Consider the following 20,294-nt stretch of genomic DNA (forward strand, 5'->3'; position numbering starts at 1 on the left):
CGCGCGCGTTTGCCGTGCAGATTTCGTGCAGGCCCTACCCCGCCTTGACCCTCTCGGTCCACCGTCCGAACGGGCCATCTGGCTCGTCGGGCAGGCTGGGCTGCAGCGAGCGCAGGTCGCTGGGGCGGATGTTGAACGCCTTGCGGAAGCTGCGGCTGAAATGGGCCTCGCTGCTGAAGCCGCACTGGAAGGCGATCTCGCTGATGCGGCGGACCCGCTTGGGGTCCAGCAGGGCGGCGCGGGCCAGGTGCAGGCGGCGGTCCCAGACATAGGCGGTGACCCCGCCCAGGGGTTCGAACAGGCGATAGAGCGTGGAGCGCGACACGCCCAGGGCTTCGCTGATCTTGGCCGGGTTCAGGCTGGGTTCCAGCAGGTTGTGCTCGACATAGCCGCGGGCGCGCAGCAGCACGGGCGACTCGCGCACCCCGAAATCGGCCCGTCCCGCCTCCATGGCCAGGCACGCGCCCAGCAGTTCGACGGTGGCGCGGGTGATGCCGGGCAGGGTCTGGGGGATCAGTTGCGGGAACCAGCGGGTCACCGAGGTCAGGTGTTCGATCAACAGGCCCGCCCGGTTGCCGTCCAGCACCATGCCATGCAGGTCGATACCCGGCACGACGGTCTGGACCTGGACGCGCGGCAGGAAGGTGGAGAGCACCTTGACCGACGTGCTGTGCAGCAGCATGGGCCGCGAAAGGTCGCAGATGCCCACCTCGCCCGGACCGGCCGCGAACGGCACGCCGTCGAAGTCGCCGGTGTGCGAGCCGGCGATGTTGAACTGAACAATGTAGGCGTCGTGGCCGTCGGCGGCGATCATTTCCGGCGTACGGAACATCGTGTGGCCACCGGTCTCGGTCACATAGAAGGCGTGGTCGCCCAGACGCAGCGAGGTGATGCTGGCGGTGAAGCCGGGCTCGGGGTCACGGGCGTCCAGCGCGACGAGCACTTCACGCCGGTAATAGTCGTGCCGCTCTTCGGCCGGTACGCTCCGGGTACTGAAATTCGACCGGGCGAGGGACGGCAGCCCCGCGCGCGGCTGTTCGAAATCGCTCATGTGTCCCCCCGTTAGCCATAGTCGCTGATTTACGAGACCCGCCCCATGCGGGCGTTCGTCGCATGGGGCGAGACAGGTTTGTCCTTTGAGACAAGCGGTCAAGGAAAAGGGACCCGCATGTAACGTTTGGCGCGCCGAACGCCTTCCTGGTATCCAGCCATCGGGAGAACGTTGGTCGATGACGCGAGCGCTCCGGGAAGACTTTCGTCCCGACGCGACGGCCGCTGGCGACATCGGTTCGAAGAACGGCGCACCGCCCAGGCCAGAGACTGGCTGTTTGTCAGCGCCGCCAAACCCTGTGGGGGGAACCAACTGAAGGCGGGCCTTGGGGGGGGGCTTTTTTGTTTCCGCGGATCCGCCGGGGACGTCATCGAACTGCCGCCGCGTTCCTTCTCCCCTTGCGGGGAAAGTGGCGGCGTAGCCGACGGATGACGGGTCGACGGGCGGCTACCGAAGCGTTTTCACAGCATTGCCGATAGGCTGGCGCGACCCCTCATCCGACCTGCTTCTCAGGCCGCCTTCTGCCGCAAGGGGAGAAGGGAAGGTCCACGCCCGTCCAAGAGCATTTCCCGACCTGACTGCGTCAGGCCGTGAGCTCTAATCTTCTGTTTTGACGCACTTTTCTTCACGCGAACCGGAACCACTTCGCTCGAAAAATGCTCTAGTGCTCGCGGCCCATCCGCCAGAAGGTCTGGGTCAGGGGCTCCAGCAGATAGGCCAGGGCCGAGCGCTTGCGCAGGGGGATCAGCACCTCGACCGGCAGGCCGGCCTGCAGGCCCGACTGCGCGCCACGGATCTGGCGGATCTTGTCAAGCTCCTCGGGCGGGGCCGCCACCTCGGCCCGGAAATACTGCACCCCGCTCTTCTCGTCGGTGAAGCTATCGGCCGACAGCTCGGTCAGGGTGCCGTTCAGCAGCGGCAGGTCGCGTTCGTGCAGCGAGGTGAAGCGAATCTGGGTCTTCTGGCCGGGCTGCAGGTCGTCGGCGTCATTGGGCGAGACCTTGGCCTGGATCACCAGCCGCCGATCCTGAGGCACGATCTCCATCAGGGTCTGGCCCGGCGCCGCCACGCCGCCGACGGTGAAGACATTGAGGCCCACCACCTTGCCGCTGCTGGGCGCGCGGACGGTGGCGCGGGCCAGCTGTTCGCGAGCGGCCAGCACCTTGGGCTGCAGGTCGTCCAGCCGCACCTGCACGTCGCGCAGTTGGCCGGAGACCTCCTCCATCATCTGACGTTCCAGCGACAGGGTCTGCAGGCGGGTTTCGCCGATCTGCTCGTTGGATCGGGCGATCTGGGCCCGATAGGCCCCGTCCTCGCCGGTCAGGGAGGCGGCGCTGCGCTGCAGGGCCAGAACGCGGGTCTTGGGCGCATAGCCCTTGCTGGCCAGTTCCTGAACACCGGTCAGCTCCTCGGCGATCAGTTTCTGCTGCTCGCGATTGGCGTCCAGCTGGCGCTCGGCGCCGTTGGTCTGCTGGCCCAACTGAAGGACGCGCTGGTTGAGCACGCCGCGCTGGGTGTTCAGCGAACCGCGACGGGCCTGGAACTGCTGGCGCTGCAGGCGCAGGGAGTCCTCGGCGAGGGGCTTGTCCTCGGGCGCCAACGTGGCGAACTCCGGCGGGACGGCGATCGTGGGGCGGCGGTCGCGCTCGGCCACCAGGCGGGCGCGCTGGGCCAGCAGGGTCAACATCTCGCCGGTCATGCCGCGTTCGCTGGCCCGCAGTTCCGACGCCGACAACTCGACCAGGATCTGGCCCTTGACCACGGTCTGGCCTTCCTTGACCCGGATGCCGGTAACCACCCCGCCTTCACGATTTTGTACGGCTTGGCGGTTCCCCGACACGGCGACCACGCCGTGGGCATAGGCCCCGGCGTCCAGCGGCGCGAACGCCGCCCAGCCCAGGAAGCCGACGAAGAACACGCCAGCGACCACCGCGCCGAGACGGATCATCAGGGCCGGATCGTCAGAAATCCGCGCCGTCGCCAGGGCGGTGTTGGGAGACGGCACGGTCATCGCTTGGCGGCCCGCAGGGACATGGCGTTGCCGTTGGTGGCAGGACGGGGCGGGGTCTTGGCGGCCGCAGCCATCTGGGCGATGACCTCGGCTCGCGGCCCGATCCGCTCGACCTGTCCGTCGCGCAGAACCAGCAGGCGATCGGCGATGTTGAGGATGCCCGTGCGGTGGGCGATGATCATGATCGCCGCGCCCCGGGCCTTGGCAGCCAGGATCGTTTGGTTCAACGCCGCCTCGCCCTCGGCGTCGAGCGCCGAATTGGGCTCGTCCAGCACCAGCAGCGGCGGACTTTCATAGAGGGCGCGGGCCAGGGCCACGCGCTGGGCTTGACCCGCCGACAGACCGCGACCGCCCGGCCCGAGCACGGTGTCGTAGCCATTGGGGAAACGCAGGATCAGCTCGTGCACGCCCGCGGCCTGGGCGGCTGCCACCACGGCGGCGTCGATGACGGCGGGATCACCGCCCGCCCAGGCCGCGAAGCGCGAGACATTGTCCTTGATCGAACCGGCGATCAGGGCGGAGTCCTGCGGCAGATAGCCGATGAACCGCCCAAGGCGATCGCCGTCCCAATCGTTCATTTTGGCGCCGTCCAGCCGAACCGCGCCGGCGTCGGGCGTGATCGCGCCGGCGGTCACGCGGGCCAGGGTGGATTTGCCGGCGCCGCTAGGGCCGACAACCCCGAGGATCTCGCCCGGCGCCAAGCGTAGGGACACGCCGCGCAGCAAAAGTGGGCCATCGCCGGGCGCGCGGATCACCACCTGCTCAAGGGTTAGGAGTCCCGAGGGCGCTGGCAGCAGCGTGCTCGGCAATTCAAGGTTCTGGGCTGGAAACAGCTTGATCAGGTTGTTGAGCGCGCCGCGCGCCTGGCCCACCGTGGTCCAGGCGCCGACCATCTGCTCGATCGGCTGCAGGGCCCGGCTCATCAGCACGGAGGCGGCGATGATCGAACCCGCCGAGATCTGCCGGTCCACCGCCAGCCAGGCGCCCAGGCCCAAGGCCGCCGACTGCAGGAACATTCGGGTGAACTTGGTGGCCGCCGAATAGCCGCCGCCGGTGAACTGGGCCTTGGCGGTCAGGTCCAGGCCCTTGCGGCGGTCGACCAACTGTCGCTCGCCCAGGGCGCCGCGCATGCCCAAGGCGCGCACCACCTCAGCGTTGGCGGCGACGGCCTCTTGCGAGGCATAGGCCTGGGCCTGGGCCAAGAACGCCTCGCGGGCCCGCAGGCGAGTGGCGCGCTCGTTGAGGACAGCCAGGGCTACCAGGATCGCGCCGCCGACGATGGTCATCGCGCCGAGGGCCGGGTGGATCATGAAGGCCACGATCACGTAGATCGGTGTCCAGGGGATGTCGAAGGCAGCGATGGCGATGGGGCCGGACAGGGCCTGGCGAACGATGTCGAACTCGCGCATGCCCTGCGACGACGAGCCGGGCGACAGGGCGCTCATCAGCCTCTGCAGGATGTCGCCGGCCAGCAGGCGATCCACGCGCAGGCCGGCCAGGGTCAGCAAGCGCGAACGCACCGACTCCAGCGCCGTCTGGGTGCCCAGGGCGAAGGCCACAACGAGGGTCAGGTAAAGCAGGGTGAGGCGGCCCTCGGTCGGCACGACCCGGTCATAGACCTGCATCATGTAGATGGTCGGGGCCAGCAGCAGCAGATTGATCATGGCGCTGAACACCGCCGCGGCCATGAAGTGCGGCCTGCAAGCTCGCAAGGCGGCGGCCAGCGGCGGCGGCAAGGGGGCGTCCAGGAACTTCAGCCTAATCTCTCCCCAGGCCGCGCGCTCGTTCCGACACCCTGGTCGGCCGTCAACGTTACGCTCCGGACGGTACCTAACGTCCGGGGCCCCTTCTATGCAAGAGAACGTCGCCCAGGTTGCAGGGCGGCGCGACCTTGCTATTCCACGAAGGCGGGAGCGGCGACGCGGCGTCCCAGCAGGAAAGCGTCCGCCACGTGCCGCAGGGGCGTGACATCGACGTCCGACGCGCCGGTCGCGATCAGCTCGGCGAACCGGGTGTAGAGGCTCGGATACTCCGCCTCTGGCTGCTCGTGCATCAGGAGGCCGTCGATCCAAAGCTTGGACCCGCCGTGCGACAGCCGCAGGGCGCCGCCGTCGGTGTCGACCTCGATGTCCCAGCTCTGCGGGCCGGTCTGCAGGAAGTCGAACACTGCGGTGATCGGCACGCCCGCCGTGTCGACAAAGTCCAGCTCGGCGGCGATTGGCGACTGGCGGTTCTCGGGAACGTGCAGGGTGGCGCTGGTCAGGAAGAACGACCGGGGCAGGATGGCGGTGGCGATCGACAGGGCGTTGATGCCGGGGTCGAAGACGCCCAAGCCACCCGGCTCCCATATCCAGTCCTGGCCGGGATGCCAGACGCGGACGTCCTCTTTCCAGATGATGCGGGCGGCGCTGATCCTCCTGCCGGCTAGCCAGTCGCGCGCGGGGGCGACGGCGGGGGCGTGGCGCGAGTGCCATGTGGCCTGCAGGGTGACAGCCTTCGCTTGCGCGAACTGCCGCAGGTCCTCGACCTCGCTCAGCGTCGCGCCGGGGGGCTTTTCCAGCATCACGTGCTTCCCCGCTTCCAGCGCCTGGCGGGCCAGGCCGTGGCGCACCTGGGGCGGGGTGCACAGCGTCACGGCGTCGAAGGCGACCTCGCTGGCCAGTAACTCATCGAGGGTGTGGAAGCTGGGTAGGCCCGGCTGTTCGGCGTGGCGGCTGACGATCGCTACCAGCTCGAAGCACGGGTCGGCGGCCATGGCCGGCAGGTGCTGGTCACGGGCAATCTTGCCCAGGCCGATCAGGGCCACGCGGATGGGGGTGGCGGCGGTCATGGGGCCTCGCGAACTCCGGGGACTTTATTTGTAGGATGAATGATGGGTGGGGCTCGAGATGTCAAATAGCCTCCACAAACCCGCTCATCCCCCCAACAACTCGAAACTCGCCGCCAAGCCATCCACGGCGTTATTGGCCACCCACAGGTCGAACATCCCCGGCTCGGCGATCCAGCGATCGTTCTCGCCGAAGAACATCAGCGCGCCGCGCTCCAGGCTGAAGCGCACCTCGCGCTTCTCGCCGGGCTTCAGGGCCACCCGGATGAAGCGCTTCAGCTCGCGCACCGGCCGAGTGCGGCTGGCGACCCGGTCATGCACATAGAGCTGGACCACATGCTCGCCCGCCACCTTGCCCATGTTGGTGACATTGGCGGTGATGGCCAGCTTGTCGTCCCAGGCCAGGCGCGTGGTCGACAACCGCACATCGCTGAGCGCGAACGGCGCATAGCCCAGGCCATGGCCGAACGGATAGAGCGCCTCGTTGCGGGTGGTGCGCCAGCGGGCTTTGTACTCCTGGCTGTCGTCGGCCTGGGGCGCGGGCCGGCCGGTGGTGCGGTGATTGTAGAAGAACGGCTCCTGGCCGCTCTCGTGCGGGAAGCTGACCGGCAGGCGGGCCGACGGATTGACCTTGCCAAACAACACATCGGCCACCGCGTGGCCGGTCTCGCTGCCCAGGAACCAGGTGGCGAGGATCGCCGGCGCGGCCTTGACGGCCCCCTCCAGCACCAGGGCCCGCCCGTGACGCAGCAGCACCACCGTCGGCTTGCCCACCGCGCCGACCAGGTCGGCCAGTTGCTGCTGGACGCGCGGCAGGCCGATCTCGGTGCGCGATTGGGCCTCGCCGGACATGTTCTGCCCCTCGCCGACCGCCAGCAGCACGATGTCGGCCGCCCGCGCCGCCGCCACTGCCTGGTCGAAGCCGCCGCGGATGGTGGCCTCGACATCGCAGCCGCGGGCGACGGTCAGCGACGCCGAATCGGCCAGGGCCTCGCGGATGCCGGTGGCCAGGTCGACGCTCAGGCCCGGATCGCCGAAAAAGGCCCACGGGCCCAGGATGTTGGCGCGGTCCTCGGCGAACGGCCCGATCAGAGCGATGCGCTTGCCCTGGGTCGCCAGGGGCAGCAGGCCGCCATCGTTCTTCAGCAGGACGATGGATCGCGCGCCCGCTTCCCGCGACAGCGCCCGCGCCGCCGGGGTGGCGGTTTGGGCGGCCTGGACCTTGGGGTTTATCGAGCGGAACGGCCGGTCGAACAGGCCGACGGCCTCCTTCAGGCTCAGCACCCGGCGCACGGCGGCGTCGACGACCGCCATCGGCACGCGCCCCTGGGCGACCAGCTCGGGCAGGTAGCGGCTGTAGAGCCCGCTCTGCATGCTGATATCCACCCCGGCCAGGATCGCCAGCCGCGCGGCGTCCCTGTCGTCGGCGGCGTAGCCGTGGGCCACCAGCTCCTGGTCGGCGGTGTAGTCGGAAATCACCACGCCCTTGAAGGCCCATTCGCCGCGCAGGACATCGGTCAACAGGTGGCGGTTGGCGGTGGAGGGCACGCCGTTGATGTCGTTGAAGGCCGACATCACCGTCAGGCAGCCGGCGTCGAAGGCGGCCTTGAACGGCGGCAGGTGCACCTCGCGCAGGGTCTCGTCTGAGATGTCGACGGCGTTGTAATCGAGCCCGGCCATCACCGCGCCATAGGCAGCGAAGTGCTTGGCGGTGGACAACAGGCTGTCGGGGGCGGTCAGGTCGCGGCCCTGGAAGCCGCGCACCCGGGCCTGGGCCATCACCTCGCCCAGGAACACGTCCTCTCCGGCGCCCTCGGCCCCCCGGCCCCAGCGCTGGTCGCGGGCCACGTCGACCATCGGGGCGAAGGTCCAGTGCAGGCCGTGAGCGCTGGCCTCGACGGCGGCCGCCCGGGCCGTGCGCTCGGCCAGGACAGGGTCGAAGCTCGCCGACTCGGCCAGGGGGATGGGGAAGATGGTCTTGAAACCGTGGATCACATCGGCGGCCAGCAGCAGCGGAATGCCCAGGCGCGACTGTTCGACGGCGGCGGTCTGGGCCAGCAAGGCGCCCTCGACGCCCACCCCATTCATCAGCACGCCGATCCTGCCGGCCCGGGTGTCGGCCAGGATCTGCTGGGTGTTGCGGGCGTTGACCGCCGGATTGATGTCGCCGACCGGCGGACGGATCGTGTCGGAATAGCACGAGAGCTGACCGGCCTTTTCCTCAAGGGTCATCTGAACGATCAGAGCCTCGACGCGCGGCGAGGCCGCCCGGGCGGAGCCGGCTCCCGCCCCCACCGAGATAACGGCGAACCCCGCCAGACCTGCGGCGCCGGCCATGAACTCGCGCCGACCCAGGCCCTGCCGCCCGCCACCATCCGCCATGGAATCTTCCTAACTGAAGCTTTGGCGCAACCTCGCCAGAAACACCGACCGGTGCAATGGTGCGTTACCTGTGGGGCGAACGAACGTCCAATTCTTGAAGAGGCTCCCATGACCGTACGCTGGCGCATTGATGTCCGACTGGGCGACGCCCCGCCCCAGGCGCCGCTCCGCAGCATGGTGGTCGAGGCTCCCACCGAGGTCGAGGCCCTGCGGCTGGTGCTGGTCCAGGCCGAGCAGGACCGCGACAACGCCGCGGAGCTGTTGCAGGACGGGCAGGAGGAGGTGTTCTCCCGCACCGAGGTCGAGGGCCGCACGGAGCACCAGGGGAATACGGACTAGCGGGCGGCGCAGTCTTAAAAACCTTCTCCCGGAGAGGAGAGGGTCTCATTTGCGCCGATACAGATAATCCGCCGGCAGTCCCATCCGCAGGCACGCCTCCACCGCTGGCATGCCCTTGATTGGTAAACGATCGGCCGCCGCGCCGGCCCAGCGCACCAACCGGCCCTCCACCGGCCCCAGGTCCCACTCAGGCCCAAGCCCCACGACCGCCCGAACCTCCGCCGGGGTGATCGCCACCGCCGCTCGGATCAGCGCGCCCTGCAGGCCTTGTAGTGGCGCTGGCAGGATCGCCGTCTGGCGCATCAGGTCCAGGAACTCAAACACGATCTCGTGTCGCTCGAGCTTCGGCAGCATGGCCACGAGCTGAGCCTCCCATCCCACCACCGAACCCGGCGCCCCCACGGCGCCGTAGAGGGCGGCCGCCGGCGCCGCCTCGGCGTAGAAGCGGTCGCGTTCGTCGTCAGTCAGCGGGGCGGCGTAGGCGCGGTAGGCCTCCAGGAAGCCGAAGCTGGCGGTGGCCTGCACCCAGTCCAGCAGCTCGACGTCGTTGGCGCGGTAGGTGGCGCCGGTTGGAGTATCGCCCGCCACCCGGTCATGCATCCGCCGCACGCCGGCGATCATCGTCTCGGCGGCCGATCGCGCGCCATAGACCGTGACCATCGCCGCCAGGCCCGTGCGCTTGAGACGCGGCAGGGGATCGGTGCGAAAACTGCTGTATTGCCAGACCCCCGTGCGCACGCGCGGCTCGGCGAGTTCCAGGATCACCGCCGCAACGCCGCCGACGAATAGCGAGACCGGGTTCTTGAACACCCGCCACGACACCGAGTCCGGGGCGGCCAAGGCGGGCTCGCCGGCCGGCTGGCGGAAGTCGATGCGTGGCCCGGTCTCCGGCTGGATCAGACCCTAAACGAAGCTCGCCAGGCGACCGCCGTCGGCCATGCTAGTTCACGCGCCTTTCCTTGCCAGCCCAGTACGGTTCGCGCAGTTCGCGGCGCAGGATCTTGCCCGAGGCGTTGCGCGGCAGGACCTCGACGAAGTCGATGGTCTTGGGCGCCTTGAAGCCGGCGATGCGGGTGCGGGCGAAGGCGATGATGTCGTCCGGATCGGCCGGGGCGCCGGGCTTGAGCGCCACCACCGCCTTGACCGCCTCGCCCCAGGTGTCGTCGGGCACGCCGATCACCGCCACCTCGGCGACGTGCGGATGACCGTAGACGGCGCTTTCGACCTCGGCGGGATAGATGTTCTCGCCGCCGCTGATGATCATGTCCTTCACCCGGTCGTGAATGAACAGATAGCCGTCGCCGTCGATATAGCCGGCGTCGCCCGTGCGCAGCCAGCCGTCGGCGGCGATGGTCTCGGCGGTGGCCTCGGGCAGTCTCCAATAGCCGGCCATGTTGGCGGGCGAACGGACCGCGATCTCGCCGACCTCGCCCGGCGGCAGGGCCTGGCCGCTCTCGCCGAGCACCTTCAGCTCCACGCCCGGCATCGGCAGACCGGCCGAGCGCATGCGGGCGTTGCCGGCCGGGTCGTGGTCCTGTGGCGGCAGATAGACCACCGTGCCGGTCGTCTCGGTCATGCCGTACTGCTGGACGAAGCCGCAGCCGAACACCTCGAGACACTCGCGCAGCAGGTCCAACGGGATAGGCGCGGCGCCGTAGAGGATGTGGGTTAGGCGGCTGTAGTCAACCTGGCGGGCGCTCGGCAGGCGGACCACGATCTGCAGGGCCGCCGGCACCATGAACATCTTGGAGATCTGGTCCTTCTCGATGAAGTCCAGCACCTTGGTCGGGTCGAACTCGCGGGCCACCACGCCCTTGGCGCCGTTAACCAGGCCGACCACGCCCCAGCCGGTGCCGCCGATATGGGCCACCGGCATGGCCACCAGGCTGACATCGTCCGGACCCCAGCGGTTCCAGTCCATGTCGGCGGCGGCGGCCAGCTTGCGCGGCCCCAGGATGTTGTCGTGGGTCAGCATCGCGCCCTTGGGGCGGCCGGTGGTGCCCGAGGTGTAGAGCTGCACGGCGATATCAGCCGGCATGATCCGCGCGGTCGGCGCATCGGCGGAGGCGGCGTCGCGCCAGGTGGCGAAGTCGGGATGGCCGTCCTCGCCGGGCTCCATGGCGATCAGCAGCGGCTGGTCGAGAATCAGGGCCGCCACGTCCTGGACATGGGCGATCAGTTCGGGGCCGACGAACACCATGCGGGCCTCGGCGTCGCCGAGGATGTAGGCGATCTCGCGCGGGGCCAGGCGCCAGCCGATCGGAGCCAGCACCACCCCGGCCTTGGCCGCGCCGAACAGCAGCTCGAAATAGTGGTCGCTGTTCTTGCCGACATAGGCGATGCGGTCGCCGGCGCTCAATCCCTCCGCCAACAGGGCGTTGGCGACCTGGTCGGTGTGGCGGTCGAAGTCGGCGAAGCTCGTCGAGCGCCCTTCGAACACCAGGGCCGTGGCCTCCGGGCGCACATCGCGATGGTAGCGCGCCACGTCGCCAAGGGTGGTCATGCGGTCGAAATCGACGGCGGGTCCGGACATGCTCACAGGGCTCCTCGCGCGGTTCCGAGGCGATCTAGGCGCCGCCTTCGGTTCAGAAAACCCAGGATGAAGGCCATTTCCGGTTCAGGGCTAGGGGAAAACGCTCGTTTTCGACACGGCCTTGGGTCCAAGGCGTCGAGCATTGGCTGTCGCGGCGGCGTGCACCGGGGTGATCATCGCCGCCTGCCAGGCCATGCTTAGCGACATCATTCGTCCCCAAAAGGCCATCGCCGCCATGGGCGCGGCCACGGGAGCGGCCACCACGCCGAGGCCCGGCGCCTTCCAGGCCTCGCCGAGATAGCGATTGGAGTCCGCCACCATCGCCAAAAGACCCGCGCCGCCCGCCGCCGCGCCGCGCGCGAAGGCCAGGGGCTTTTCGGACACCATCTTGGTCAGTTCGGCGTAGTCGCCGCGCATCGGGTCGCGCAAAGCCTGGGCGATCATCGGCGTGCGCGCGCCCACCACCTGCCACGAGGCCAGGGCCAGTTCTCCAGCCGTCGTGGCCAGGCAAAACGCGTCGACGACGGTGGCCGTCTTGCGGCGGGTCTTGCGGGGCTTGGTCATGCGAGAACAACGCGGCGCGAGCCGGGTTTGCTCCGCGCAATATAAAGACCGGCCCCGCACAAGCGGGGCCGGCCCTTCAGTCTTCGACGGCGAACGCTTAGTGGGCGGCGTCCTTGGCCTTGTCGCCGGCCTTTTCGGCCTTGTCGCCAGCCTTCTCGGCTTGGTCGCCCGCGGCGGCGGCGGCGTCGCCGGCGGCCTTCTGGGTGGCTTCGTCGCCGGTCGCGGCGGCGGTGGCGCTGGCCTGGGCGGCGGTCTCGGCGGCGGCTGCGGCCTGTTTGCTGGACATGGCGGCGGCGTCGCTGGCGGCGGCGGCCTTCTGGGCTTCCTCGGCCTTGTTCTCGCAGGCGGTGGCGGTCAGGGCGAGGGCGGCGACGGCCGCGATGGTGACGATGCGCATGGTGTGATGTCTCCCAAAATCCCCGACATCTTCGCCGTGGGTACGCAAATGAATTCCAAGCGCGGCCGAAGGTTGCCGTGAAGCTCGCGCGACGCTCGAGGACGCGGAAGCGCTTGACCCGACGCGGCCGGCATTCTCTGTTGGCGGCGGATACAGCAGGGTGAGCGCGTCCGTTTGGCGAAAGAGACAGTCCAAGCCAGCCCGCCGGCGGCCAGCACGGTGCGGCGGCGCCTGCTGCTGATGGCCCTGAGCCTGGTGGTTCCGGCCATGGTCTTCATGGCCCTGCTGGCGCGCGCCGAATATTCCGACAGCCGCGCCCGTGATGAGCGGCAACTGGTCGCCACGACCCGGGCCCTGGCCCTGGCCACCGACCGCCAGATCGGCCAGGGGCAGAGTATCCTGCAGACCCTGGCGGTCTCGCCCGCCCTGATCGCCGGCGACCTCCCGACCTTCGAGCGCCAGGCCCGCGCGGCGGTGCAAGGCGGCGATGGCTGGGTCGTGCTGCTCGACGGCCAGCGCCAGTTGCTCAACACCCAATCGCCGCCCGGCGCCGCCCTGCCCCCGTCGAAGACGCCGCCCTATCGCTGGGAGGCGGTGCGCTCGGGCCGAACCGCGGTCTCGAACCTGGTCCTGAGCGCCGATCCCAGGCAAGCCTTCGTGGCGATCGACATGCCGGTGATCGTCGATGGCCATTTGCAAGACCTGGCCTACATCCAGTCGCCCAAGGCCTTTTCGTCGATCTTCGCCGCCCAGAACATCCCGCCGACCTGGGTGGCGACCATTGTCGATCGAAGCCATTCGGTGGTGTCGCGGTCTCGCGACCAGGACCGCTTCCTGGGCCACAAGGCCAGCGGCAGCATGCGGGCGGCCTTGGCCCGGGGCAATGACGGCGTGATCCTGAGTCGGACCCTGGACGGCACGCCCACCCTCTCGGCCTTCAGCCGATCGCCGACCAGCGGCTGGGCGTTCATCATCGGCGTGCCGCGCGCCGAGTTGGATCGGGCCAACTGGGTTTCGGTGGGTCTGTTGACCCTGGCGGGCCTGGTGCTGTTGGCCATCGGCGCGACCGTGGCCTCGCTGTTCTCGCGCGATATCTCGGTGGCGGTGCGCGGCCTGGTGATCGACGCCAAGGCCGTGGCGGCCGGCGAGACGGTGTCGACCGCCCCCGACAGCCTGAAAGAGATCGCCGAGGTGCGCGCCGCGCTGCACGACGCCGCCGCCCAGCTGCGGGCCCGCGAGGCCGACGAGCATCGCGCCCGCCAGCGCCAGCGGCTGATGATCAACGAGCTGAACCACCGGGTGAAGAACACCCTGGCCACGGTCCAGTCCCTGGCCCGCCAGAGCCTGGGGCGCCCGGACGATGTGCCCGGCCTGCCGGCCTTCAACGAGCGCCTGCTGGCCCTGGCGAGGGCCCACGACCTGCTGACCAAGAGCGTCTGGGAAGGGGCCGACCTGGAGGATATCCTGCACCAGACGCTGGAGCCCTACGAGGGCCAGACCGTGTTGGCCGGCCCGCCGGTCGCCCTGTCGCCCAACGCCGCCCTGGCCCTGTCGATGGTGTTCCACGAACTGGCCACCAACGCCGTCAAATATGGCGCGCTCTCGGCGCCCGAAGGCTCGGTGACAATCGTCTGGCACGCCGATCCGCGCGCCATCCATCATGTCACCCTGCACTGGGAGGAGCGCGGCGGTCCCACCGTCTCGGCCCCCAGCCGTTCGGGCTTCGGCTCGCGCCTGATCGCCGCCAGCCTGAAGTCCGACCTGGGCGGCGAGGCCAGGTTCGACTATCGGCCCACGGGCCTGGTCTGCGTGCTCAGCTTGTCTCTACCCAAGCCGCCGGCGGGCGCGAAGCCTGAAACGCCTGAGACGGGCGTCGGTAATGAGTAAGCCATTTCTGAATTAGCCCAAGACTTGGGCGCCCCATGGGGCACTTGGCGTTCGGCGATCATCGATCGATTGCGCCGCGTCTCGCGATGGTCTTACCTGCGTCGCTCACCTCTAGGGCCATCCTTGACCGCAGGAATGAGCGCGCATGACGACACCCGACACCCTGATGCTGCCGGCCCGCCCCGAGCCGATCGCCCTGCCGGTCGACAAGACGGCCGTGATCGTCATCGACATGCAGAACGCCTATGCTTCACCGGGCGGCTATCTCGACCTGGCGGGCTTCGACATCAGCGGCGCGGCCGCCGTGATCGACAAGATCAAGGACGTGCTGGACGTGGCGCGCGGCGCGGGCATGCCGGTGATCTATTTCCAGAACGGCTGGGACAGCGACTATGTCGAGGCCGGCGGTCCGGGCTCGCCCAACTTCCACAAGTCCAACGCGCTCAAGACCATGCGCGCCCGGCCCGAACTGCTGGGCAAGCTGCTGGCCCGAGGCGGCTGGGACTATGAGCTGGTCGACGCTCTCAAGCCCCAGCCCGGCGACATCCAGCTGCACAAAACCCGTTACAGCGGCTTCTTCAATTCCCAGCTCGACAGCGTGCTGCGCTCGCGCGGCGTCCGTCATCTGGTGTTCGTGGGGATCGCGACGAACGTCTGCGTCGAGTCGACGCTGAGGGACGGCTTCTTCCTGGAATATTTCGGCACGGTGCTTGAGGACGCCACGCATCAAGCGGGCCCGGACTTCGTGCAGAAGGCGGCGCTCTACAACATCGAGACCTTCTTCGGCTGGGTATCGACGACCGCAGACTTCAAGGGGGCGGTGGGGCAGCAGCAACCGTTGTCATCCCGGACAAGCGCGTAGCGCGCAGATCCGGGACCGACGCGTGAACGCAGGCGCTTCCGGCGGTCCCGGATCGGCGGCCCTGCGGGCCCTGTCCGGGATGACACGCTTTTGAGAATCTGGAGAGAGACATGCCCAAGACCGTCATCACCCCGCCCGGCACGGGTACGCCCATCGCCCCGTTCTCGCCCGGAACCCTGGCCGACGGGATCGTCTATGTCTCGGGCACCCTGGCCTTCGACAAGGACAACAATGTCGCCCATGTCGGCGACGCTTCGGCCCAGACGCGGCAGGTGCTGGAGACCATCAAGTCGGTGATCGAAACCGCCGGCGGCACGATGGAGGACGTGACCATGAACCACATCTTCCTGAAGGACTGGGCCGACTACGCCGCCATCAACCTGGTCTATGCGGAATACTTCCCCGGCGAGAAGCCCGCGCGCTATTGCATCCAGTGCGGCCTGGTGCGGCCCGACTTCCTGGTCGAGATCGCCACCGTCGCCCACATCGGCAAGTAGATGAATTCCGGAACCGTCGACGGCCTGTACCACGAGGTCAATGGCGGCCCGGCCGCCGATCGCCAGACGGTGATCCTGTCGGCCGGGCTCGGCGGCTCCGGGGCCTTCTGGGCGCCGCAGATGGACGCGCTGCTCGAGCGGTTCTGCGTGGTGCTCTACGACCATCGCGGCACGGGCCGCAGCGCGCGGATCCTGACCGACCCGCACACCGTGGCGGCGATGGGCGAGGACATCGTCAAGGTCATGGACGCCATCGGCCTGGAGCGCGCCCACGTGGTCGGCCACGCGGCGGGCGGCAATGCCGGCCTGGCCATGGCGCTGACCCACTCGGACCGCATCGGCAAGCTGGTGGTGGTCAACGGCTGGTCGCGGCCCGACCCGCACATCAAGCGCTGTTTCGACACCCGCCTGGCCCTGCTGAACAACACGGGGATCGCGGCCTATGTGCACGCCCAGCCGCTGTTCCTCTTTCCTGCCGACTGGCTGAGCGCCAACCACGCCCGGCTGGAGGCCGAGGAGGTTCACCATATCCAAGGCTTCCCGGATCCCGACGTGATGCGCGCCCGCATTCAGGCGCTCCTGGATTTCGACATCGACGCCGACCTGCCGCGCATCGCCTGCCCCGTGCTGGTCAGCGCCAGCGCCGACGACATGCTGGTGCCGCTGTCCTGCTCGCGCCGCCTGGCCGAGCGCCTGCCCCACGCCACGCTCGACATCGCACCCTGGGGCGGCCACGGCTTCACGGTGACGGCGGCGGAGGCGTTCAACGCGACGCTCGTCGATTTTCTGGAGGGGGCGTGAGGTGTTTTTGCACGCCCCAAGCCGCCTTCCTGGCGAAGGCCGGGACCCAGATTCATCCTGAGCGGCTCGTGGGTTTCACCTAGAGCATCGCGCGGAAAAGTGGCAACCGGTTTTCCGCAAAAGCGATGCGAAAACAAAAGTCTAGAGCAAGCCGTGCGATTCCTATATCGCGCGGCTTGCTCTGGGCCCCGGCCTTCGCCGGGGAGACGGAAAATGGGCGAGTGATCGCTCAACACAACATCAAGCTTAGGCAGGGGGAATTGATATGGAAATCGGCGTCTTCATTCCGATCGGCAACAACGGCTGGCTGATCTCCGAAGCGGCTCCGCAGTACATGCCGACGTTCGAGCTCAACAAGGAGATCGTCCAGAAGGCGGAGACCTACGGCTTCGACTTCGCCCTCTCGATGATCAAGCTGCGCGGTTTTGGCGGCAAGACCCAGTTCTGGGAGCACAATCTCGAGAGCTTCACCCTGATGGCCGGCCTGGCGGCCGTGACCAGCAAGATCAAGATTTTCGCCACCGCCGCCACCCTGACCATCCCGCCGGCCATCGTGGCGCGCATGGCCTCCACGATAGATTCGATCGCCCCGGGCCGGTTCGGCATCAACTTGGTCACCGGCTGGCAGAAGGCCGAATATGACCAGATGGGCCTGTGGCCGGGCGAGGGCCACTATACCGATCGCTACAACTACCTGGCCGAATACGCGACGGTGCTGCGCGAGCTGCTGGAGACCGGGGTGTCGGACTTCAAGGGCAAGTACTTCCAGATGACCGACTGCCGGGTCAGCCCCCATCCGAAGGACACCAAGCTGATCTGCGCGGGCTCGTCGAACGAGGGCCTGGCCTTCACCGCAAAGTATGCCGACTACAGCTTCGCCCTGGGCAAGGGGATCAACACCCCCACCGCCTTCGGCTCGGTCAATGACCGCCTCAAGGCCGCCGCCGACAAGACCGGCCGCGACGTGGCCTCCTACATCCTGTTCATGATCATCGCCGACGAGACCGACGAGGCCGCCATGGCCAAGTGGCAGGCCTATCGCGCCGGCGCCGACCAGGAGGCGCTAGCCTGGCTGACCAACCAGGCCGCCCCCAACGCCGCCGCCGGTTCCACCACCAACACCGCCCAGCTGGCCGCCCCGGAATCGGCGGTGAACCTCAACATGGGCACCCTGGTGGGGTCGTATGAGAGCGTCGCCCGCATGCTCGACGAGGTCGCCGCCGTCGACGGCACGGCCGGCGTGCTGCTGGTGTTCGACGACTTCGTTGCGGGGGTGGAGAACTTCGGGACGCGGATTCAGCCGCTGATGAAATCAAGGGCGGGGATTTAGGTGGCTCACTGACTTGCCTCCACCTGACGGCTTCGCCGTCTGTCCACCCCCATAGGGGGCGGAGCTCAGGTCGCGCGAAACTCCGCCCCCTGTGGGGGCGGACAGGCGACGCAATCGCCAGGTGGGGGCAAGTGCGCCGCCACTCCAGCCCCTTTTCTAATCCACCGCCAGCATCCCGATCAGCTGCAGGCGGAACACCAGCACGCTGTTGGCCGGGATCGGACCGGTGTTGCGTTCGCCGTAGCCTAGGCTGGCCGGGATCCACAGGGTCCATTCATCGCCGACATGCATCAGCGGCAGGGCCTCCATCCAGCCCGGGATGAGCCCGTCCGACGGCATGATCGCCGCCTTGCCGCGCTCGAACGAGCTGTCGAACACCCTGCCGTCCAGCAGCTTGCCTTCGTAATGCACCTTGATGATGTCGCCGAGCTTGGGCGACGGGCCGGTCTTCGGACCCGAGGTCGTGATCTTGTATTGCAGGCCCGAGGCGGTGGTGATCACGCCAGGCGCCTTGGCGTTCTTCACCATGAACGCCTGACCGTCGGCCAGCGTCTTGGCGGTGTCGACCGCGTTGACCAGTTGCGGCGGCGGCGAGGCCTGCCGCGCCAGGGCGGGGCTCGACAACAGGCAAAGGCCCAGGGCCAGGGCGGCGATACGGTTCATCGGAAACTCGCGACAGGGACGAAAAGGAAAGACGCCCCGACCTTCGCATGAAAGCCGGGGCGAAATCAGCCTACTTCCGCGCCGCGTAGATATCATCCAGCCGCGCGGGCGTGCCCTCGATGCGTTCCAGGCGCGGATACTTCAGGCCGCCGGCATAGTCGATCTTCACCGTGCGATAGCGCTCGCCGTCCTTGATCAGCAGCTCGACCGGCGCCGCGCCGGTCTTGGTCGTGGCCTTGACCGCGTCCTTCAGGCCGTCGTCGCTATAGGCCGTACCGTTGACCGCCACGAGGGTCTCGCCGGCCGTCAGGCCCGCCTTGAAGGCCGGGGTGTCCCAGTTGACGGCCGACAGCACGCCCAGCGCGCCGACCGAAATGCCCAGCGAATAGCTGAGATTGACGACCTTGCCGCGCGTTTCGGCCGCCTTGAAGAACTCGGTGGGCGTGTCGGTATAGACCAGCTTGTAGCCGCCGCGTGTCAGGCCATCCAGCGGGGCGCGCGCCGAGAGCCCCTGGATGCGGGTCTTCAGAAAGCTTGACCAATCATAGGGAACCACGCCGTTCAGCGTCGTGACCACGGTGTCGAAGTCGTAGGTCAGCGGCACGTAGGAGCCGTTCTCGACGCCGAAAAAGGCCTTGGCAAAGTCGTCCAGCGACTTCTTGCCGCCGGTCTTCTCGCGGATCAGGGTGTCGGCGTCGAGCCAGACCAGCTGGCCTTCCGAATAATAGTCCTCGCTGCGCTGCCAGCTGGTCCACGAGGCCGGCTTGCGATTGGCGATGATCGGGTCGTTGGTGGTGTCTTCCACATTGCGCCAGTTGCGGCCGGCGCGAGTGTCATAGAGGGCGGCGGTCATGGCCAGAGAGTCCAGGCCCTGCTGCTTGGTCTGCAGGCCCGAGCGGGCGGCCAGTATGTTGCCCCAATACTGGGTCTGGCCCTCATAGACCCACATCAGGCTGTCGCGCATCGGCTCGTTCAGCGTCGGGGTATAGAGGTCGGCGGCGCGGCGGAACTTGCCGTTCCACGAGTGGGTGTATTCGTGGGCCAGCAGGTCGCGGCCCACATAGGTCTTTTCCCAGTCGGTGAAGTATTTGGGGGTGACGCCATTTTCGCTGGAGCGGTGATGCTCCAGGCCGATGCCGCCCATCTTGTCGGTCAGGGCCAGCAGGAAGTCGTAGTGGTCGTAGTGGTGCGCGCCGTACAGCCTGTAGGCCTGCTGCACGAGGTTGCGATGGATCTGCAGGGCTTCCGGCTTGATCTCCAGCAGATCGGGCTTGTCGGCGACGATGTTCAGCCGCACCGGCGTAGCCGCGCCCGGGTCCAGGTCGACCTGCTTGAAATAGCGGCCGGCGAACATCGGCGAGTCGACCAGCGTCTCGAAGGTGGTGGTCTTGAAGGTGGTGGTCTGGCCGCTGGCCGAGGCCTTCTCCAGCGCGGTGCCGAAGCCCCAGCCTTCCGGCAGCTTGACGGTCGGTTCGATCTGAATGCCGCGCATGTAGTAGCCGGCCGGGTAGAAGCCCAGCTGCAGCCACTGCACGTTCAGCATGTCGTCGGTCACCAGGATACGGCCGACATCGGCCTTCACCGGGGTGAGGAACTGGAAGCTGACCTGAATCTCGGTCGCGCCGGCCGGCACGTCGAAATGGAAGGCGTGGACGGCGACCGGGTCGCGGGTCCAGGGCAAGCTCGCGCCATTGGCTGTGATGACGAGGCCCGCAAGCTTGTCCAGGTCGTTGCGGGGCGAGTGGCCGCCGGGAACCCACTGCGGATAGAGGATGGTCATCGGGCCTGGCTTTGCGACCGGGATCGTCTCGCGGACCTGGAAGATCTTGCGGTCCAGATCGGTGGCGTCGACCGACAGTTTCAGCACGCCGGGATAGGCGATATCCTGGGCGGCCGCGATCTGCGGGGTGGGCGGCGCCTGGACGGGCACGCGGTCCTGGGCGGAAGCGCCGCCCGTCAGAACCAGGGCGAGAGCGGAGGCGGTAAGGAACAGCGTTTTCAAAAAACGACCCCAATGCGACGCGCGGGCATACTCCCACGACGAAAGGCAGGATACTTCTCCCCTAAGGCCGGCCTTGTCGAGGTCGCCTTTTGCAGAGACTACCGGGTTCGCTCCCTTTTTGACGGCCGCCCACGCAGCGGGCTCCTCC

The 20,294-nt window shown here is 68.2% G+C and carries 17 protein-coding genes; 6 read left to right on the plus strand and 11 right to left on the minus strand.

The annotated features are described in order from the left end of the window. Positions 1-34: 34 nt before the first annotated feature. From ACP696_RS03930 to bglX, 5 genes are all read right to left on the minus strand, one after another. A complete protein-coding gene (locus ACP696_RS03930; RefSeq protein ID WP_426013046.1) occupies positions 35-1,051 on the minus strand; it encodes a helix-turn-helix domain-containing protein in 1,017 nt (338 codons plus the stop codon). 661 nt (positions 1,052-1,712) lie between these two features. Continuing rightward, entirely contained in the window at positions 1,713-3,056 is a 1,344-nt protein-coding gene (locus ACP696_RS03935; RefSeq protein WP_426013048.1) for an HlyD family type I secretion periplasmic adaptor subunit, read from the minus strand. A gap of 2 nt (positions 3,057-3,058) precedes the next feature. Further along, entirely contained in the window at positions 3,059-4,798 is a 1,740-nt protein-coding gene (locus ACP696_RS03940) for a type I secretion system permease/ATPase (RefSeq protein WP_426013050.1), read from the minus strand. Between the two features lie 158 nt (positions 4,799-4,956). Beyond that, positions 4,957-5,892 (minus strand): Gfo/Idh/MocA family protein, encoded by a 936-nt coding sequence (locus tag ACP696_RS03945; protein WP_426013053.1) that lies wholly within the window; start codon positions 5,890-5,892, stop codon positions 4,957-4,959. Positions 5,893-5,976: 84 nt separating this feature from the next. Next, the gene (gene bglX, locus ACP696_RS03950; protein WP_426013054.1) at positions 5,977-8,271 is read right to left on the minus strand and encodes a beta-glucosidase BglX; all 2,295 of its coding nucleotides are present in this window, start codon (positions 8,269-8,271) and stop codon (positions 5,977-5,979) included. A 108-nt stretch (positions 8,272-8,379) separates the two neighbouring features. On the opposite strand from bglX, the gene ACP696_RS03955 reads away from it, so the two are divergent. Beyond that, positions 8,380-8,610: a hypothetical protein gene (locus tag ACP696_RS03955; protein WP_426013056.1), complete on the plus strand. Its 231-nt coding sequence runs from the start codon at positions 8,380-8,382 to the stop codon at positions 8,608-8,610. A 45-nt stretch (positions 8,611-8,655) separates the two neighbouring features. Here ACP696_RS03955 and ACP696_RS03960 read toward each other — a convergent pair whose 3' ends face one another. From ACP696_RS03960 to ACP696_RS03975, 4 genes are all read right to left on the minus strand, one after another. Next, on the minus strand, positions 8,656-9,450 hold the full coding sequence (locus ACP696_RS03960) for an oxygenase MpaB family protein (RefSeq protein ID WP_426043482.1): 795 nt from the start codon (positions 9,448-9,450) through the stop codon (positions 8,656-8,658). Positions 9,451-9,550: 100 nt separating this feature from the next. Next, positions 9,551-11,143 carry a fatty acid--CoA ligase gene (locus ACP696_RS03965; RefSeq protein WP_426013060.1) on the minus strand — a complete coding sequence of 531 codons (1,593 nt, stop codon included), beginning with the start codon at positions 11,141-11,143 and terminating at the stop codon, positions 9,551-9,553. A 90-nt stretch (positions 11,144-11,233) separates the two neighbouring features. After that, on the minus strand, positions 11,234-11,707 hold the full coding sequence (locus ACP696_RS03970; RefSeq protein ID WP_426013062.1) for a hypothetical protein: 474 nt from the start codon (positions 11,705-11,707) through the stop codon (positions 11,234-11,236). A 97-nt stretch (positions 11,708-11,804) separates the two neighbouring features. After that, positions 11,805-12,104, minus strand: a complete 300-nt coding sequence (locus tag ACP696_RS03975) for a hypothetical protein (RefSeq protein WP_426013063.1) — start codon at positions 12,102-12,104, stop codon at positions 11,805-11,807. Between the two features lie 240 nt (positions 12,105-12,344). Here ACP696_RS03975 and ACP696_RS03980 point away from each other — a divergent pair, with 240 nt between their 5' ends. The 5 genes from ACP696_RS03980 (at position 12,345) to rutA (ending at position 17,481) form a co-directional block, all read left to right on the plus strand. Continuing rightward, entirely contained in the window at positions 12,345-13,991 is a 1,647-nt protein-coding gene (locus ACP696_RS03980) for a sensor histidine kinase (protein ID WP_426013271.1), read from the plus strand. Positions 13,992-14,136: 145 nt separating this feature from the next. After that, positions 14,137-14,853, plus strand: a complete 717-nt coding sequence (gene rutB, locus ACP696_RS03985) for a pyrimidine utilization protein B (protein WP_426013065.1) — start codon at positions 14,137-14,139, stop codon at positions 14,851-14,853. Between the two features lie 110 nt (positions 14,854-14,963). Continuing rightward, positions 14,964-15,350: a pyrimidine utilization protein C gene (gene rutC / locus ACP696_RS03990; RefSeq protein ID WP_426013067.1), complete on the plus strand. Its 387-nt coding sequence runs from the start codon at positions 14,964-14,966 to the stop codon at positions 15,348-15,350. Then, a complete protein-coding gene (gene rutD / locus ACP696_RS03995; protein WP_426013068.1) occupies positions 15,351-16,151 on the plus strand; it encodes a pyrimidine utilization protein D in 801 nt (266 codons plus the stop codon). It abuts the gene before it with no gap. 265 nt (positions 16,152-16,416) lie between these two features. Further along, complete coding sequence (rutA, locus tag ACP696_RS04000; RefSeq protein WP_426013070.1) at positions 16,417-17,481, plus strand: pyrimidine utilization protein A; 1,065 nt, start codon at positions 16,417-16,419, stop codon at positions 17,479-17,481. A gap of 156 nt (positions 17,482-17,637) precedes the next feature. On the opposite strand, the gene ACP696_RS04005 is transcribed toward rutA, so the two are convergent. After that, complete coding sequence (locus ACP696_RS04005) at positions 17,638-18,144, minus strand: FKBP-type peptidyl-prolyl cis-trans isomerase (RefSeq protein WP_426031426.1); 507 nt, start codon at positions 18,142-18,144, stop codon at positions 17,638-17,640. A gap of 70 nt (positions 18,145-18,214) precedes the next feature. Continuing rightward, positions 18,215-20,146, minus strand: coding sequence for a M61 family metallopeptidase (locus ACP696_RS04010; RefSeq protein WP_426043483.1), 1,932 nt, complete (start codon positions 20,144-20,146; stop codon positions 18,215-18,217). Positions 20,147-20,294 lie beyond the last annotated feature (148 nt).

This window comes from Caulobacter sp. DWR3-1-2 (genome assembly GCF_049896225.1).
Lineage (GTDB): Bacteria > Pseudomonadota > Alphaproteobacteria > Caulobacterales > Caulobacteraceae > Caulobacter.